Here is a 16,625-nt window from a genome sequence, read left to right on the forward strand (position 1 = left end):
CCTGACATACTCGATTTGCGCCTGCCTTCGGGTGAGGCAAGTGCAACTTGAAGTGCCTCGCTACTCCTCCAAACGGATATCGAGACCCAAACCTTTCAGCTCGTGCATCAATACGTTGAAGGATTCCGGTAGGCCGGGTTCTGGCATGGTCTCTCCTTTTACGATAGACTCATAGGTCTTCGCCCTTCCGATGACATCATCCGATTTCACGGTCAATATCTCACGTAGGGTCGCCGATGCGCCATAAGCTTCCAATGCCCAAACTTCCATTTCCCCGAAACGCTGACCACCAAATTGGGCTTTACCACCCAAAGGTTGTTGCGTAATCAAGGAGTAGGGTCCGATGGAACGTGCGTGCATCTTATCGTCGACCATGTGGCCCAATTTCAGCATATAAATCACCCCTACCGTAGCAGGTTGATCAAAACGCTGACCGGTACCGCCATCATAGAGATAGGTATGACCGAATCTCGGGATGCCCGCTTCGTCGGTATATTCATTGATTTGATCTAAAGTGGCCCCATCAAAAATCGGGGTCGCAAATTTCTTGCCCAATTTAAGACCGGCCCAACCCAGAACGGTTTCGTAAATCTGCCCAATGTTCATACGCGAGGGTACGCCCAATGGGTTCAATACGATATCGACCGGGGTACCATCTTCTAAGAACGGCATATCTTCTTGACGAACGATACGGGAAACAATACCCTTGTTACCGTGACGGCCTGCCATTTTATCGCCCACTTTAAGCTTGCGCTTTTTGGCAATATACACTTTGGCCAACTTCATGATACCCGCAGGCAGTTCATCACCAACCGAAATCGTAAACTTATCCCTTCTCAGATTTCCTTGAAGGTCGTTCAACTTGATCTTATAGTTGTGTAATAAGTCAGTTACAGAATCATTGGTGTCCTTATCCGTAGTCCAGCTTCCGCCGATCAAGTGGGCGAAATCATCAACGGAGTTCAGCATCTTCTGGGTATATTTCTTACCTTTCGGTAATACTTCCTCACCCAAATCGTTCAATACGCCCTGTGAGGTCTTGCCGTTAATCAAGGTGAACAACTTCTCTACCAAGATATCCTTCAACTCTTGGAATTTCACTTCATATTCCAATTCCAATTTGTTGAGATCCTCTTTATCTTCGGAGCGCTTTCGCTTGTCCTTCACCGAGCGGGAGAACAGTTTCTTTTCGATAACGACACCACGTAACGATGGGGAGGCTTTCAAAGAAGCATCTTTAACGTCACCTGCTTTGTCACCGAATATGGCGCGTAGTAGTTTTTCTTCGGGTGTCGGATCTGATTCTCCTTTCGGTGTAATCTTACCGATCAAAATATCCCCGGGTTCTACTTCTGCACCGATACGGATCATTCCATTTTCATCGAGATCTTTGGTCGCCTCTTCAGAAACATTAGGAATATCATGGGTCAATTCCTCTGCACCCAATTTGGTATCACGAACCTCTAAGGAGTATTCATCAACGTGGATGGAGGTGAAAATATCCTCACGTACCACTTTTTCGGAAATCACGATAGCATCCTCAAAGTTATATCCTTTCCAAGGCATGAACGCCACGGTAAGGTTTCGGCCCAAGGCCAATTCGCCCTTTTCGGTAGCATAGCCCTCACAAAGTACTTGTCCCTTTTTCACCTTATCCCCTTTTCTGACAATAGGTTTTAGGTTGATGCTGGTACCTTGGTTGGTCTTTCTGAACTTCACCAAGTTGTATGACTTGTGATCCTCTTCAAAACTGACCAATTTCTCGGCTTCGCTGCGCTTGTATTTCACAATGATTTTCTCGGCATCGACATAATCGATGGTACCATCGCCCTCTGCATTTATCAATACTCGGGAATCCGTAGCTACCTGACGCTCTAATCCTGTGCCTACAATCGGGGCTTGTGGTTTCAATAAAGGAACGGCCTGACGCATCATGTTCGAGCCCATCAAGGCACGGTTGGCATCATCATGTTCCAAAAAGGGAATCAACGACGCTGAAATCGATGCGATTTGGTTTGGGGCGACATCGGTATAATTTACCTCGCTCGGATCCACTACCGGGAAATCACCTTCTTCACGGGCAATTACTTTATCGGTATCGATTTGGCCATTTTCTTTCAGGGGGATGTTAGCCTGTGCGATTTTCATGCCTTCTTCTTCCTCGGCGCTCAAATAAGCGTACTCCTTGGTATTCACTTTGGCATCGGTGACCTTACGGTACGGTGTTTCTAAAAATCCCATCGGGTTTACCTTGGCAAAAACGGCCAAAGAGGATATCAAACCAATGTTCGGTCCTTCAGGAGTTTCAATAGGACACAATCGACCGTAGTGGGTATAATGTACATCACGAACCTCGAAACCGGCTCGCTCACGGGAAAGTCCACCTGGCCCTAATGCCGATAATCGACGCTTGTGCGTGATTTCCGCCAGCGGGTTTGTCTGATCCATGAACTGGGATAACTGGTTCGTCCCGAAAAAAGAGTTGATAACGGAGGACAAAGTCTTCGCATTAATCAAATCGATCGGCGTAAACACCTCGTTGTCACGAACGTTCATCCGTTCGCGGATAGTTCTGGCCATACGGGCCAGACCAACGCCGAACTGAGATGATAATTGCTCGCCAACGGTACGTACACGGCGGTTCGACAAGTGATCGATATCATCGATCTCCGCTTTGGAGTTGATTAATTCGATCAAATATTTGATAATGGTAATGATATCTTCCTTCGTCAAGACTTGCTTGTCCATTCCGATATCCAATCCCAATTTTTTGTTCATTCTGTATCGGCCGACCTCTCCTAAATTATAACGTTGGTCGGAGAAGAACAATTTGTCGATAATACCCCGTGCCGTTTCCTCGTCGGGCGGCTCGGCGTTTCTCAACTGTCGATAAATATGCTCTACGGCTTCCTTTTCGGAGTTCGTAGGATCTTTTTGCAGCGTATTATGAATAATCGCATAATCACTCTGCGCATTATTTTCCTTATGTAATAGGATGGTCTTGGCGTCGGTATCGAGAATCTCGTCGATATGCTCCTTTTCCAGAACGGTATCACGGTCCAAAATTATTTCGTTACGTTCGATGGAGACTACCTCGCCGGTATCTTCATCCACGAAATCTTCATGCCAGGTGTTCAGTACCCTAGCGGCCAATTTGCGGCCCAATACTTTTTTCAGTCCGGCTTTAGAAACCTTAATTTCCTCGGAAAGGTCAAAAATTTCGAGGATATCCTTATCCCGCTCAAAACCGATGGCCCTAAACAGGGTAGTCACCGGCAATTTCTTTTTACGATCGATATAGGCATACATCACACCGTTAATATCCGTCGCGAATTCAATCCAAGATCCTTTAAAAGGAATCACCCTTGCAGAATACAACTTGGTTCCATTGGCGTGGAAAGACTGTCCAAAGAAAACACCCGGAGAACGGTGCAATTGCGATACAACGACCCTTTCGGCGCCATTGATAACAAAAGTACCGCTAGGTGTCATATAGGGGATGGTGCCCAAATACACATCCTGCACGATAGTCTCGAAATCTTCGTGCTCGGGATCGGTACAGTATAATTTAAGTCGTGCCTTTAGCGGAACGCTATAAGTAAGCCCTCGTTCGATACATTCTTGAATCGAATATCTCGGGGGATCGATAAAGTAATCTAAAAATTCAAGTACGAACTGGTTTCTGGTGTCCGTAATCGGAAAGTTTTCCTGGAAGGTATTATACAAGCCTTCGGCACCCCTTTCATCGGATTTGGTCTCCAATTGAAAAAAATCTTGAAACGATTTTATCTGGATGTCCAAGAAATCCGGATAATCCGGCGTGTTCTTAGCGGATGCAAAATTGATTCTTTCAGTCTGTTGTGTGAACATCTATGGAAAGTGTTTTGAACGTGAATACTAATTCGGGTGGTATATCCTATAATATACAAAAACTATGCTAGTAAGGTGATAAGCCAAAATGTCACCTAAAACGAGAGTGATTTCAGCTATAAATTAACCCTAAGTATAAAAAGGCTTAGGTCTAACCGCAAAAGCGGAAAGACCTAAACCAAAAGTGCTATAGTCGCGGCTATTATTTAAGCTCAACTTCCGCTCCTGCTTCTTCCAATTGTTTTTTAACGGATTCGGCCTCATCTTTCGGCACACCTTCCTTAACGGCTTTCGGTGCGCTATCGACGATGTCTTTTGCATCTTTCAATCCAAGACCGGTCAATTCTTTAACCAATTTAACCACGGCCAACTTGGAACCACCGGCTGCGGTAAGGATTACATCGAATTCCGTTTTTTCTTCGGCGGCCTCAGCGGCATCACCTCCACCGCCACCGGCGGCAACGGCTACAGCTGCAGCTGCAGGCTCTATGCCGTATTCATCTTTTAATATACCGGCCAACTCGTTTACCTCTTTTACGGTCAAGTTTACCAATTGTTCTGCGAAATCTTTCAAATCTGCCATTTTTCTATCGTTTAATCAAATTTTAAAATATACTTAGTTTAAAGTGTGTGTGTGTACTAATTTTCCCTTTCGGACAATGTCTTAAGGATGCCGGCCAATTTACCGCCACTGGCTTTAAGTCCGGAAATAACATTCTTGGCGGGGGATTGCAACAATCCGATAATCTCGCCAATCATTTCGTCTTTGGACTTGATATCGACCAATCGATCCAGGTTTTCGTCGCCGATATAAATCGTCTCTTCAACAAAGGCCCCTTTTAAAAGCGGTTTTTTTGCTTTTTTCCTGAAATTCTTGATCAGTTTTGCCGGAGCGTTACCCACTTCGGAAAACATCAACGAGGTACTGCCTTTCAACACGTCGGAAAGCTCCCCGAACTCCTTTTCGGAAGCCTCCATTGCTTTTGAGAGCAAGGTATTCTTGACTACGGACAGTTGAACGTTCGCCTTGAAGCAGGCCCTTCTCAAATCTGTGGTCTGAATCGCGTTCAAGCCCGATATATCCGCCAAATAAATGGTGGGACTATCGGCTAACCGGGTAGTCAGGTCCTTTATTACGTTTGCTTTTTCTTCTCTTGTCATTCTGTAAGTTTTGAACTACCAGTTCGTTAAACGGTCTTCGGATCCAATTGAACACTCGGACTCATGGTGCTTGACATGAAAACGCTTCTCATGTATATCCCTTTCGAGGCAGCCGGCTTCATCTTGATCAAAGTATCGAGAAGTTCTTTCGCATTGTCCGCAATTTTATCCGCGGAGAATGAAACCTTTCCTACGGCCGCATGAACGATACCCGTTTTATCTACCTTAAAGTCAATTTTACCGGCCTTTACATCGGATACCGCCTTGGCGACATCCATAGTGACCGTTCCTGTTTTCGGGTTGGGCATAAGGCCACGAGGACCCAAGACCCGTCCTAAAGGACCCAATTTACCCATAACGCTGGGCATGGTGATGATAACATCAACATCGGTCCAGCCGCCTTTGATCTTATCCAAATATTCGTCCAATCCGACATAGTCCGCACCGGCTTCCGTAGCTTCAGCTTCCTTATCGGGAGTCACCAAGGCCAGAACCTTGACATCTTTCCCAGTACCGTGCGGCAGTGTTACCACCCCACGTACCATCTGATTGGCCTTTCTAGGATCTACTCCCAAACGTACCGCCAAATCAACAGACGCATCGAATTTTGTATTGGTAATCTCTTTTATCAAAGCGGCGGCCTCGTCGACGGAATATATTTTATCCCTATCAATCTTGGCATGTGCCTCTTTTTGTTTCTTCGTTAATTTTGCCATTCTAAATTGCTTTTAAGATTTTAAAAGGGACGTTTTCCCGAAATCTTCATGCCCATTGAACGTGCCGTACCGGCGACCATACTCATGGCCGATTCTACGGTGAATGCGTTCAAGTCGACCATTTTGTCCTCGGCAATTGCCTGAACCTGATTCCAAGATACACTTCCTAATTTTACCCGGTTAGGTTCGCCAGATCCTTTTTTAATCTTAGCCACTTCCATCAATTGAACTGCCGCTGGTGGTGTTTTTACAAGAAAGTCGAAAGACTTGTCTTTATACACGGTGATAACAACGGGCAATACTTTCCCTGGCTTGTCCTGCGTTCTTGCGTTGAACTGCTTACAGAACTCCATGATGTTAACTCCGGCTGCACCTAAGGCGGGTCCGACCGGTGGCGATGGATTCGCTGCACCTCCCCTAACTTGTAGTTTGACTACTTTACCTATTTCTTTTGCCATTCTTTACGAATTGAATTGAAGTTGTATTTGTTGGAAGCAACACAACTTTATATATGTAACATTTATTTTAAACCTTTTCAACCTGCATATAACTTAATTCCAATGGTGTCTTTCTTCCGAAAATCTTTACCATTACCTCAAGCTTCCGCTTTTCTTCATTAATTTTTTCCACCGTACCGTTAAAACCATTGAAAGGTCCGTCGATTACTTTTACGGTCTCCCCATGGTTAAATGGAATGGCCACACTATCTGTATTCACGGCCAATTCATCCGCTTTGCCGAGCATCCGGTTAACTTCGGATTTTCTCAAGGGAACGGGATCCCCTCCTTTGGTTTCACCCAAAAAGCCAATGACGTTCGTAATGGAACGTATAATATGTATCATTTCACCACCTAAGTTGGCCTTTATCATTATATACCCCGGAAAATAAACCCTTTCTTTATTGATTTTCTTCCCGTTTCGTATTTGGATTACTTTCTCAGTGGGCACCAGAACATCCTCTAAATAGTCGGCGAAACCATGCCTTTCGACCTCACTTTCGATATAGCCCTTGATTTTGTTCTCTTGGCCGCTAACCGCTCGCACCACATACCATTTCTTATCCAATACTTCTGACATAGCAATCGATTAATTTAAGACGTTGCTGAAATACAACTGCACCAGTTTGCTGAACACCGTATCGACACCCCAAGTCGCCAAAGCGAAAATTATGGAGAATACGGCCACAATGACCATAAGGTTTGAAGATTCGGCCTTTGATGGCAGCGTAACATTGTTACGAAGTTCTTCTAAAGATTCTTTTATATAGGTCAACATACATTTTGATGGTTAGGCGAATTTGCACGGGAGGAGAGACTCGAACTCCCGACACCTGGTTTTGGAGACCAGTGCTCTACCAACTGAGCTACACCCGTTTCAATACTTAACTTAAGGCATACGAAATACCTAAAGTATAATCGCATGTAAAGGTGTTCTGTCCCGATAACAATCAGGACGGAACACCCTTTGCCATGCGTAATCTATTATTAGTCAATAATCTTGGTAACCTGACCGGCACCTACCGTTCTACCGCCTTCACGGATAGCGAAACGAAGACCCACGCTCAATGCGATAGGCTGAATTAGCTCAACAATGATGGTAAGGTTATCACCTGGCATAACCATTTCAACTCCCGATGGAAGTGCGATGTTACCGGTTACGTCGGTAGTTCTAACGTAGAACTGTGGACGATAGTTATTATGGAAAGGCGTGTGACGGCCTCCTTCTTCTTTCTTGAGGATATACACCTCAGCCTCGAACTTAGCGTGCGGCTTAACGGAACCTGGCTTACAGATTACCATACCTCGGGTGATCTGTGATTTTTCAATACCTCTCAAAAGGATACCTACGTTATCACCGGCTTCACCCCTATCCAAAATTTTACGGAACATCTCAACACCTGTAACGGTAGAAGTCAATTTTCCGGCACCCATACCGATAATCTCGACAGGGTCGCCCGTGTTGGCAACTCCAGTTTCGATACGACCGGTGGCAACAGTACCACGACCTGTGATGGTGAATACATCTTCTACGGGCAATAAAAAGGGCTTCTCAACATCCCTAGTAGGAATTTCGATCCAACTGTCTACCGCTTCCATAAGCTCGATAACGGTTTTAGTCCATTTTTCATCCCCGTTCAGGGCACCAAGTGCAGAACCTGAAATAACAGGACCGTTATCACCATCGTACTCGTAGAAAGAAAGCAACTCACGTACTTCCATTTCAACCAATTCCAAAAGTTCCTCATCATCGACCAAATCCACCTTGTTCATGAAAACAACGATTCTTGGAATACCGACCTGACGGCCTAAAAGTATATGCTCACGTGTCTGTGGCATAGGACCATCGGTAGCGGCAACTACCAAAATAGCACCGTCCATCTGGGCGGCACCGGTAACCATGTTCTTCACATAATCGGCGTGACCAGGACAGTCAACGTGGGCGTAGTGACGCGATTCTGTAGCGTACTCTACGTGTGAGGAGTTAATAGTAATACCACGCTCTTTTTCTTCGGGAGCGTTGTCGATTTGATCAAATGCGCTAGCTTCTGAATAGCCGGCATCTGCCATAACCTTCGTTATTGCAGCAGTCAATGTTGTTTTACCGTGATCCACGTGTCCAATAGTACCTATGTTCAAATGCGGTTTGGAACGATCGTATTTTTCCTTTGCCATTTTAGTGAATTTTAATCTTAGTTATATATTAGTGTGTAATAGTGCCGTTTTAGAGCCAACGATGGGAATTGAACCCATGACCTCTTCCTTACCAAGGAAACGCTCTACCCCTGAGCTACGTCGGCGTAAAGTGTTTAACATCTTCATCCTTAACTACAACCGTATTTTAAGAATTAGATTCCTGCCTTCGCAGCAATGTCAAACTTGTCAATCTTGAGCCGAAAATCGGGTTTCCCTCGGCTACGCTCGGAATAAACTTCTCACCCGACGGGCATTCATATTATCCATTTGAGCGGGAGACCGGGTTCGAACCGGCGACATTCAGCTTGGAAGGCTGACGCTCTACCAACTGAGCTACTCCCGCAATTCTTCGAATAAATTCCGAAAAATCAAATTCCAAATTCCTAAAACTGAAATTTGGTGCTTGGATTTTGGTATTTTCCAAGATTGTGGGGAGAGCAGGATTCGAACCTGCGAAGACGTAGTCAGCAGATTTACAGTCTGCCCTCGTTGGCCGCTTGAGTATCTCCCCGACCTAATTTTTAAAGAACTTAAGAGCCGATAGAGGGACTCGAACCCACGACCTGCTGATTACAAATCAGCTGCTCTAGCCAGCTGAGCTACATCGGCCTTTTACCTGTTTTAATGCAAAAAAAAGTCCGCTATTTCTAACGGACTGCAAATGTATAGAATTATTTGTTTAATCAAAATTAATTAGCAAAAAAATATTTAGGCCTGGACGCGCATTTTTTCCTTGCGCTTTATCAGTTTTCGTTCAAGGGAACTACAAGCGGAATCGACCGCCTCCTCAAAACTTTTGCATTGCTTTTTGACCATAAAATTATCACCGGGCACGTTCAGTTTTATTTCGACAATCTTATTTGCTTTAGAACTAGTGTTCTCCACCTTTAAATAGACATCGGAATTAATGATTTTATCATAGAAGGTTTCCAGCTTGTCCATCCTGTTTTGTAAAAAATCAATGAGTTTTCTATCAGCATTGAAATTAACGGATTGTGCGTTTACTTGCATAGGTATGAATTTTAAAAGTTGAACTTCATTTCTTGCTTCTCGGATGAGACGACGCATGTACTTCCTTAAGCTTGGCAATACTATTGTGCGTGTACACCTGGGTCGACGCCAAACTGGAATGCCCCAATAATTCCCGCACCGAATTCAAATCCGCTCCTTTGTTAAGCAGATGGGTCGCAAAGGTGTGTCTTAATATATGGGGACTTCTTTTAACTTTCGAAGACACCTTACTAAAGTAGGAATTTATTAATCGATAGACAAGCGTTTCATAAGTTTTATAACCTGACTTTAACAAAAAGACATAGGCTTTGTCACCACCAGTTTCAAGCAGACCTCGCTGTTCAAAATATACCTCAAAAGCCCGAGCTGTAGTAGGCAACAAAGGCACCACACGCTCTTTGTTCCGTTTGCCCAAAACTTTGATCAGACGCCCGACGAGGTCCACATCGGACATCTTCAAATGGATCAGTTCGGCCCTGCGGATGCCGGTTGTGTACAGCAGTTCGATCATCAACTTATCACGGACTCCTTCAAAGTCATCGGTATACTCAATCTGCGAAAGCACCTTGCGCATCTCTTCTTCCGAAAAGGGGATTTCGATTTTTTTGGAGGTCTTCAAAGCCTTATGCCTTGCCAAAGGATTGACTTCGACCTGTCCGATGCCCTGCAAGAATTTGTAATAGGCCTTTAAGGAGGCTATCTTTCGGTTTACGGACCGGTTTGAGATTTTGGATTCTACCAAGAAAACGATCCAATTGCGGATAAGGGAATATTCCACCCCATCAATACTGTTCAGGTCAAATTCTTCACGACAAAAGGATTTAAAAGACTCGATATCATTCTGATAGGCAGTTACCGTATGTACGGAATAGTTTTTTTCAAGGGCTAAATAGGATGTAAACGATTGTAACGACATAGTACGAAGTTAGCAAAAGGTTTTGATTGGAATTGAAAGGAACTGAATAGAATGCTAGGATTTCACAAAATAAAAAAATCCCGCTTTTAGGCAGGATTTTTTTATACATTAAACAGGTATTAAGGATTTTTAAATTTCTTCTTTATCCTTTAAACCTTGTATGTATTGTGCTTTTTGAATTAGCGCTCTGTGCTCTACTGAGGGTTTGGTAAACTGTTGACGCTTACGCAATCGCCGCATCGTACCCGTTTTGTCAAACTTGCGCTTGAAACGTTTTAAAGCCCTATCGATATTCTCTCCTTCTTTAACTGGTATAATTAACATTGGCTACAACCTCCTTTCTTAATGATTAATAAAGTGCAAATATAAAACTTATAAATGAATCAAATGCAAAAACCATAAATAATTGTTGCCTCTCACCCAACTATATATCAGTCCTATTTACTCTTTTACACTATGAATAAGATACCCTTCCACATCATCCAATTCAGTCTAGGGGGGTAGGCAGTCGATACTCCTTTTTATCGATAACGATTTTAGCAATTATTTCCCTCAGTATTTCGGAAGTGCCGCCACCGATAGGACCCAATCGACTATCGCGCATGAGGCGTGCCATCGGATAATCTTCTATATACCCATAACCGCCCAAAAATTGCAGACAGTCGTAAATGACCTCATCGGCCATCTTTGTGGACTTCAATTTTGATATGGTTGCTTCACGGACTACATATCCCCCCTTGTCCATTTTTTGTACGACGCCGTAGTTATAATGTTTACAGAGTTCAATATCGGCGTGGTGGTCGACAATGCGATGGCGTAGGGCCTGATATTGGTCTATCGTTTTGCCGAAAGTCTCACGCTCCGACATATATTGCAGCGCATACTCCAAGGCATATTCGGCCCTGGCGTGGGCATTGATTCCCATGATCAAACGCTCTAAAGCAAAGGCCTCCATAATAAAGGTAAAGCCCTTGCCTTCCTCGCCCATCAGATTCGCTGCGGGCACCTCAACATTGTTAAAGGCCAATTCGGCGGTATCGGAGGCCCGCCAGCCCAACTTGTTGAGTTTATTCTTGGTCACCCCTTTACTATGTAGGTCTACGATAAAAATACTGATGCCCTTGTTCCCGGCAGCAGGGTTGGTCTTAGCGGCCAAAATGATGTAATCGCCATAGACCCCGTTGGTGATGAAGGTTTTGGACCCATTGATTATATAGGTGTCGCCCTTTTTGGTCGCTGTGGTTCGCATTCCTGCAACATCACTACCTCCGAAGGGTTCGGTCACCCCAAGGCACCCCACTTTTTCGCCGTTGATACTAGGTGTTAGAAATGATTCTTTTTGAATCTCGTTACCGTTCTTGTGCAAATGGGTCATGGCCAAATAAGCATGCGCCCAAATGGCGGCGGCAAACCCTCCGGAATCTATTTTTTGGAGTTCTTCGAGTAGGATCACCGTATAAAAAAGATCAAGGCCCAGACCGCCATCGGCTTCCGGCACGGCGAGGCCGAAATAGCCCATTTCGCCGAATTTTTTCCAAATGAAACGTTCTATCTGTCCGGATGCTTCCCACTTCTCGATATGGGGCACTACTTCTTTCTGTAAAAAATCTTTGAGACTCTCCCTAAACAGGTGATGTTCTTCGGTGAAGTACATACTTTGCATAGCTTTTTTTTAAAGGGACAAATATAATGCTATTCTATCGATCTTGTCGGATGGGAAACCCTCAATAGTTGAAAGTTCTTCCAACGATAGGATGCCGTTATTGACATTTCTGTATTCTACGATACTTTCAGCGACCTGTTCTTGAATATATACCAAACTCGCTATCTCATATACCGAAGCGGTGTTGACGTTTATTTTGGGGATGTCGGGTTTTTTTAGCACCTTGAACTTTACCAAGGTTCTCTCGACCACCTCCGGCTCGAGACCGTACACATCGTATAATTGATCGTCGGTGAGGAAGCCACCCAGCCTATCCCTGAACTTTATAATTCGGACGGACAGCTTTTCGCCAATGCCATTGATTGTTCGGAGTTCTTGGGCCGTAACCGTGTTCAAATCTATGATGGCCACCTTTTGTGAGGTCCCGCCCGACCCATCTCGCCCGAAGGATTTTTTTTTAGAAGCGTGGCTTGCTACCCCATACTTTTTAGCGACAACTGACGACTGCTTCCTATTTTTTGTCCATTCAGGGAATTTGAAATGCGGCGATATGGCCGCCAGCAGCGAATCGGAAACCTGAGTGACTTTTTGGAATTCTTCCGCGGTGTTCGCAAATTGGTTCTTTTTGCGGAAGGCATGCAATCTATCAATTTCATCGGTAGACATCCCTAAGACATATCCTTTGTAATCGGTGATAAAATTAGGATTGAAGGGATAGACTTTTACGGAATCCTTTTTCGCGGCCGCTTGCTTTAGGGAATCGATTTCCGTTTGCAGTTCATCGTTTACTACGAATGTATCCTGCTGCGCCTCCTCAGAAAAACGGCCATAGAAATAATAGCCTACTTGTAGCGATACTATAATTAGGAGTAAAAAGAAAATCCCACTTCGTTCCTGTTTGTTGAAACGAAAGTGGGATTGTAGTTTATTCACGAGGTGTTTGTATCTATTCAGTAACTCCTGAAAACGTTTACAGTTTCTGTTTTATTGCCTAAAACATCAAACTAAAACCCACAACCAGCCTTGTCTTATCCTTCTTTCCTTTTTATCTTCTTTAGCTCAGATTAGTCTTTGACCACCTTCTGTTTTTTAAACAACTCGTTCGCTTTGAGCTTTTGCCAATAGTTCGCCAGATCGGCTTTTACCTCGCCCGACATAATGTAAAGCCCTATGATATTCGGGAAGGACATGGCTAAAATCATCATATCGGAGAAATCAAGTACAGCACCCAAACTTACCGAAGCCCCGATAACAATGAATACCAAGAAAAATAGTTTATAGGTCATTTCGGATTTTGTGCTTTTTCCGAACAAATAGGTCCAAGCACGCATACCGTAATAAGACCATGAAATCATGGTCGAAAAGGCAAACAAGAATACGGCGATACCTAAAACATAGGGGAACCAGGAGATTTGGCTTCCGAAGGCATCGGACGTCAATTGCGCACCGGCCATACCCTCAACTTCATGCATACCCGTAAAAACGAGCACCAATGCGGTAAGCGTACAAACTACAACGGTATCTATAAAAGGCTCTAGCAAAGCAACGAAACCCTCAGAGGGTGGATGGTTGGTCTTTGCCGCACTATGCGCAATGGCTGCCGAACCGACCCCTGCCTCATTGGAAAAGGCAGCTCTCTGAAAGCCTACCACCAAAACACCGATGACGCCACCTTTGAGTGCGCTCGGACTAAAAGCCCCATCATAAATAGCCCCAAAAGCGGCGCCCAGATTTTGAATATTCATGATTATAACCACTAGTGCGGCAAGCACATAAATACCAGCCATAAGGGGAACAATTCTTTCGGTAACCTTGGCGATACTCCGTATGCCGCCTATAATAACCACACCCACCAGAATGGCGGTTACAATACCGAACCAAAAACCGTTACCCGTCAGTACCGGAAACTGCCCTGCCAACTGTTCGAACGACTGGTTGGCCTGAAACATATTACCGCCGCCAAAGGAAGCCCCTATGGCCAAGACAGCAAATACGCTCGCCAATACTTTACCCAAACCATTCATATTTCGTTTTTCAAGGCCATAACGTAGATAATTCATTGGCCCCCCGAAAACACGACCGTCAGGAAGAATATTTCGGTATTTGACACCTAGGGTACATTCTACGAATTTTGACGACATTCCTAAAAGTCCGCATACGATCATCCAAAAAGTCGCACCTGCGCCCCCTACGGAAACCGCAACGGCAACGCCGGCAATATTGCCAAGACCTACCGTACCGGAAACCGCGGTAGCCAGCGCCTGAAAGTGGGTGACTTGACCCGGAGCGTTGGGATCGTCATATTTGCCTTTGGCCAGGTCAAGGGAATGCCTGAACCCGCGAATATTAATGAACCCCATGCGAATAGTAAAGAAAAGCGCCCCAAAAACGAGCCATATCACGATAAAGGGTATAGGTTTCGTTACCGGATCTCCGTTAGGGTGCAACAAAGGCCTGGGTTCGTCGTATTTGATCTCAGCCAAAAAGTGAGCGCCTTGCGCGATGACATGTTCGGCATTTTCGAAGTTGTAGATGGCCTTACCTTCCTGAACTAGGTATTTAAGCTCCCCGTTCACAGTAGCCACTACGGTTTCATCGGCGCCGTTATCCCGGGATACCACTGCGATTTCATCCCCTTTCTTCACTTGGGCCCCTTCGGGCTTCAACCATTTTTTCAAAACAAACCGATCTTCTACGCTCGCCGACCATCCGGGCGTAGCAACCAATTTAACGTCGGCATAGGCTATCGGATCATATATACCTATGGCTGCAAAAGGATCCCAAAATAGTACGGAACCTAAAGCACCGACCGCAGGGGTCATTACGCCGTTGAAAACCTCGGTTATCGCTTGGGTCTTGACTTTATAGCTTTTGGTGACCGAAACTCCCTTCGAATCGGTAACCGTTACCGAATACTCGATTCCTTCAGTCAGACCGACCGCCTTATTACTCGATAGCGGTGTTTCTTGATTGCTCCATTTATAGGTATACGGAGGTGTGCCGCCAAGCACCTGTAACTCGATAGCACCATCGTTAATAATGTCCGAAGGGTTCATTACCGCTTCGTTGACCCTAAGCCCTTGTTGTGCGTTGACCGCAAATGCGAATAATGTTAAACATAATAAAAGATAGTTTTTCATTGGGTATACCATGTGGTCTTTGTGAAACGGTTATTAAATGTATGGGATGCTCTTGTTAAAGAAAGCCCAATATCCTAAAAATAAGCAGAACAATCAAATAATACTTCCGAATTAACCTAAAGATGTTTCCGAATACGCTTCCCGAACGCTAGTATTGAATTATTCAATATGGAACATCTCGTGCAGTTTTCGTATCTGCTCGGGCCTTCCCAAAACAATAACTTTGCTTTTCGGCTTCAGCTGCAAATCCGCTTCGGGATTGATAATATAATTCCCATCAGGCTCTATATAGCCAATAATAGTACAGCCTGTTTTTTTTCGTAAGTCGAGGTCGCGGAGGGAATTGCAATCGACCTCGTCACTAAAATCTTCAATGGCCACTTCTTCGAGGTTCGTAGTATTTTTACCTTCGGTACCGAGCTGATCCATAAATGTAATCAAGTCGGGCATGACTACCAACGAAGCCATATGGTCGCCCCCGATGCGGTCTGGCATAATTACCTTATCGGCACCTGCCAATAACAATTTCTTATATGAGGTTACCAGAGAGGCCCTACTGATGATAAACAGGCTTTTGTTCATTTGCCTTGCGGACAACACCACGAAAAGATTCGCGGCATCATCGGGCATAGCGGCTATAAGGTAATGCGCCTTCTCTATTCCGGACTCGCTCAGAATATCGTCTTCATTGGCATCTCCTTCTACGAAAAGAATATCTTCCGTGGCAAATTTTTCGATGATTTCTTTATCCTTTTCAATGACGACAAAAGGTTTTTTATAAGTCCTCAAACGCTCGGCGGCCTGCATACCGTTACGTCCAAAACCACATACGATGACGTGATCGGACAAACTGTTGATCTGGTCTTTCACTTTTTTCTTTTTTAAAAGTTGTAACGAGTTTCTGCTCAAGATGTATTCAGTGATGATCGAAATGGAAAACGCAAATATGAAAACACTCGAAAGTATTAAAAATATAGTAAAGAGCTTGGCTTCGTTACTCAACGGCCCCACTTCCGAAAAACCCACGGTGGTTACGGTAATTACGGTCATGTAAAGCGCATCCATCCAAGCAAAATCCGAAATAAAACGATACCCCAATACCCCGATGATAAACACCGATGCTATCAGTGTCAAGGCCAAATAGATTTTAGAACGAAAGAATTTTAAAAGGTTCATAAGTCAAATACCGAGGTGCGTTTGGTGTAGACCAAATCTTTGATACGGAGCCAAAAGGCCAAGAAAAGATACAGGGCAAACCCAAAACCGAGGGTCACGAATGTAAGGTAGATAAACGAGGTACGCACTACCCGCGTCCGGATTCCTAAACGTTCGGCAATACGACGGCAGACCTCGAAGCCACGTTTTTGGAGATAATATAGGAGTTTGTAAAAAATGTTCATGAGTAAAGTTCAAGTATCAAACGCAGGTGCAAGGAAAAGTGTATGGGTTGATGAA

At 44.5% G+C, this 16,625-nt stretch carries 16 protein-coding genes and 5 tRNA genes; all 21 read right to left on the reverse strand.

Going from position 1 to position 16,625, the window contains the following annotated elements:
• Window positions 1-60: 60 nt before the first annotated feature.
• The 21 genes from rpoB to BLT07_RS16010 all read right to left on the reverse strand — a co-directional run bounded on the left by rpoB (window position 61) and on the right by BLT07_RS16010 (window position 16,570).
• Window positions 61-3,870 (reverse strand): DNA-directed RNA polymerase subunit beta, encoded by a 3,810-nt coding sequence (rpoB, locus tag BLT07_RS15910; protein ID WP_091871387.1) that lies wholly within the window; start codon window positions 3,868-3,870, stop codon window positions 61-63.
• Window positions 3,871-4,072: 202 nt separating this feature from the next.
• Complete coding sequence (gene rplL, locus BLT07_RS15915) at window positions 4,073-4,453, reverse strand: 50S ribosomal protein L7/L12 (protein WP_091871391.1); 381 nt, start codon at window positions 4,451-4,453, stop codon at window positions 4,073-4,075.
• A gap of 56 nt (window positions 4,454-4,509) precedes the next feature.
• Complete coding sequence (rplJ, locus tag BLT07_RS15920; protein WP_091871396.1) at window positions 4,510-5,031, reverse strand: 50S ribosomal protein L10; 522 nt, start codon at window positions 5,029-5,031, stop codon at window positions 4,510-4,512.
• Between the two features lie 26 nt (window positions 5,032-5,057).
• Window positions 5,058-5,747 carry a 50S ribosomal protein L1 gene (rplA, locus tag BLT07_RS15925; RefSeq protein ID WP_091871400.1) on the reverse strand — a complete coding sequence of 230 codons (690 nt, stop codon included), beginning with the start codon at window positions 5,745-5,747 and terminating at the stop codon, window positions 5,058-5,060.
• A gap of 20 nt (window positions 5,748-5,767) precedes the next feature.
• On the reverse strand, window positions 5,768-6,205 hold the full coding sequence (gene rplK, locus BLT07_RS15930) for a 50S ribosomal protein L11 (protein ID WP_091871404.1): 438 nt from the start codon (window positions 6,203-6,205) through the stop codon (window positions 5,768-5,770).
• Window positions 6,206-6,272: 67 nt separating this feature from the next.
• Window positions 6,273-6,824, reverse strand: a complete 552-nt coding sequence (gene nusG / locus BLT07_RS15935; RefSeq protein WP_091871408.1) for a transcription termination/antitermination protein NusG — start codon at window positions 6,822-6,824, stop codon at window positions 6,273-6,275.
• A 9-nt stretch (window positions 6,825-6,833) separates the two neighbouring features.
• Window positions 6,834-7,022 carry a preprotein translocase subunit SecE gene (gene secE, locus BLT07_RS15940; protein WP_091871413.1) on the reverse strand — a complete coding sequence of 63 codons (189 nt, stop codon included), beginning with the start codon at window positions 7,020-7,022 and terminating at the stop codon, window positions 6,834-6,836.
• 25 nt (window positions 7,023-7,047) lie between these two features.
• A tRNA-Trp gene (locus BLT07_RS15945) sits at window positions 7,048-7,120 on the reverse strand.
• A 111-nt stretch (window positions 7,121-7,231) separates the two neighbouring features.
• The gene (tuf, locus tag BLT07_RS15950) at window positions 7,232-8,419 is read right to left on the reverse strand and encodes an elongation factor Tu (RefSeq protein ID WP_091871418.1); all 1,188 of its coding nucleotides are present in this window, start codon (window positions 8,417-8,419) and stop codon (window positions 7,232-7,234) included.
• A gap of 53 nt (window positions 8,420-8,472) precedes the next feature.
• Window positions 8,473-8,544: transfer RNA gene (locus BLT07_RS15955), tRNA-Thr, on the reverse strand.
• A gap of 166 nt (window positions 8,545-8,710) precedes the next feature.
• A tRNA-Gly gene (locus tag BLT07_RS15960) sits at window positions 8,711-8,783 on the reverse strand.
• Between the two features lie 86 nt (window positions 8,784-8,869).
• A tRNA-Tyr gene (locus BLT07_RS15965) sits at window positions 8,870-8,951 on the reverse strand.
• A gap of 24 nt (window positions 8,952-8,975) precedes the next feature.
• Window positions 8,976-9,049, reverse strand: a tRNA-Thr gene (locus BLT07_RS15970).
• 99 nt (window positions 9,050-9,148) lie between these two features.
• Window positions 9,149-9,451, reverse strand: coding sequence for a ribosome hibernation-promoting factor, HPF/YfiA family (hpf, locus tag BLT07_RS15975; RefSeq protein WP_091871421.1), 303 nt, complete (start codon window positions 9,449-9,451; stop codon window positions 9,149-9,151).
• A gap of 25 nt (window positions 9,452-9,476) precedes the next feature.
• On the reverse strand, window positions 9,477-10,367 hold the full coding sequence (locus BLT07_RS15980) for a tyrosine-type recombinase/integrase (RefSeq protein WP_091871426.1): 891 nt from the start codon (window positions 10,365-10,367) through the stop codon (window positions 9,477-9,479).
• A 129-nt stretch (window positions 10,368-10,496) separates the two neighbouring features.
• Window positions 10,497-10,691, reverse strand: coding sequence for a 30S ribosomal protein S21 (gene rpsU / locus BLT07_RS15985; protein WP_091871429.1), 195 nt, complete (start codon window positions 10,689-10,691; stop codon window positions 10,497-10,499).
• Between the two features lie 163 nt (window positions 10,692-10,854).
• Window positions 10,855-12,030 (reverse strand): acyl-CoA dehydrogenase family protein, encoded by a 1,176-nt coding sequence (locus tag BLT07_RS15990; protein ID WP_091871432.1) that lies wholly within the window; start codon window positions 12,028-12,030, stop codon window positions 10,855-10,857.
• A gap of 9 nt (window positions 12,031-12,039) precedes the next feature.
• Window positions 12,040-12,963, reverse strand: a complete 924-nt coding sequence (locus BLT07_RS15995; protein ID WP_091871437.1) for a ComEA family DNA-binding protein — start codon at window positions 12,961-12,963, stop codon at window positions 12,040-12,042.
• A 131-nt stretch (window positions 12,964-13,094) separates the two neighbouring features.
• Entirely contained in the window at window positions 13,095-15,170 is a 2,076-nt protein-coding gene (locus BLT07_RS16000) for an amino acid carrier protein (RefSeq protein ID WP_091871440.1), read from the reverse strand.
• 159 nt (window positions 15,171-15,329) lie between these two features.
• Window positions 15,330-16,346: a potassium channel family protein gene (locus BLT07_RS16005; protein ID WP_091871443.1), complete on the reverse strand. Its 1,017-nt coding sequence runs from the start codon at window positions 16,344-16,346 to the stop codon at window positions 15,330-15,332.
• Window positions 16,343-16,570: a PspC domain-containing protein gene (locus tag BLT07_RS16010; protein WP_091871447.1), complete on the reverse strand. Its 228-nt coding sequence runs from the start codon at window positions 16,568-16,570 to the stop codon at window positions 16,343-16,345. The genes BLT07_RS16005 and BLT07_RS16010 overlap by 4 nt, the downstream gene beginning before the upstream one ends.
• Window positions 16,571-16,625 lie beyond the last annotated feature (55 nt).

Source organism: Pricia antarctica, from assembly GCF_900101815.1.
Classification (GTDB): domain Bacteria; phylum Bacteroidota; class Bacteroidia; order Flavobacteriales; family Flavobacteriaceae; genus Pricia; species Pricia antarctica.

Coding starts and splice junctions, on each gene's coding strand:
- rpoB (WP_091871387.1), bottom strand. CDS start 3,870: ATGTTCACACAACAGACTGAAAGAATCAATTTTGCATCCGCTAAGAAC.
- rplL (WP_091871391.1), bottom strand. CDS start 4,453: ATGGCAGATTTGAAAGATTTCGCAGAACAATTGGTAAACTTGACCGTA.
- rplJ (WP_091871396.1), bottom strand. CDS start 5,031: ATGACAAGAGAAGAAAAAGCAAACGTAATAAAGGACCTGACTACCCGG.
- rplA (WP_091871400.1), bottom strand. CDS start 5,747: ATGGCAAAATTAACGAAGAAACAAAAAGAGGCACATGCCAAGATTGAT.
- rplK (WP_091871404.1), bottom strand. CDS start 6,205: ATGGCAAAAGAAATAGGTAAAGTAGTCAAACTACAAGTTAGGGGAGGT.
- nusG (WP_091871408.1), bottom strand. CDS start 6,824: ATGTCAGAAGTATTGGATAAGAAATGGTATGTGGTGCGAGCGGTTAGC.
- secE (WP_091871413.1), bottom strand. CDS start 7,022: ATGTTGACCTATATAAAAGAATCTTTAGAAGAACTTCGTAACAATGTT.
- tuf (WP_091871418.1), bottom strand. CDS start 8,419: ATGGCAAAGGAAAAATACGATCGTTCCAAACCGCATTTGAACATAGGT.
- hpf (WP_091871421.1), bottom strand. CDS start 9,451: ATGCAAGTAAACGCACAATCCGTTAATTTCAATGCTGATAGAAAACTC.
- BLT07_RS15980 (WP_091871426.1), bottom strand. CDS start 10,367: ATGTCGTTACAATCGTTTACATCCTATTTAGCCCTTGAAAAAAACTAT.
- rpsU (WP_091871429.1), bottom strand. CDS start 10,691: ATGTTAATTATACCAGTTAAAGAAGGAGAGAATATCGATAGGGCTTTA.
- BLT07_RS15990 (WP_091871432.1), bottom strand. CDS start 12,030: ATGCAAAGTATGTACTTCACCGAAGAACATCACCTGTTTAGGGAGAGT.
- BLT07_RS16000 (WP_091871440.1), bottom strand. CDS start 15,170: ATGAAAAACTATCTTTTATTATGTTTAACATTATTCGCATTTGCGGTC.
- BLT07_RS16005 (WP_091871443.1), bottom strand. CDS start 16,346: ATGAACCTTTTAAAATTCTTTCGTTCTAAAATCTATTTGGCCTTGACA.
- BLT07_RS16010 (WP_091871447.1), bottom strand. CDS start 16,570: ATGAACATTTTTTACAAACTCCTATATTATCTCCAAAAACGTGGCTTC.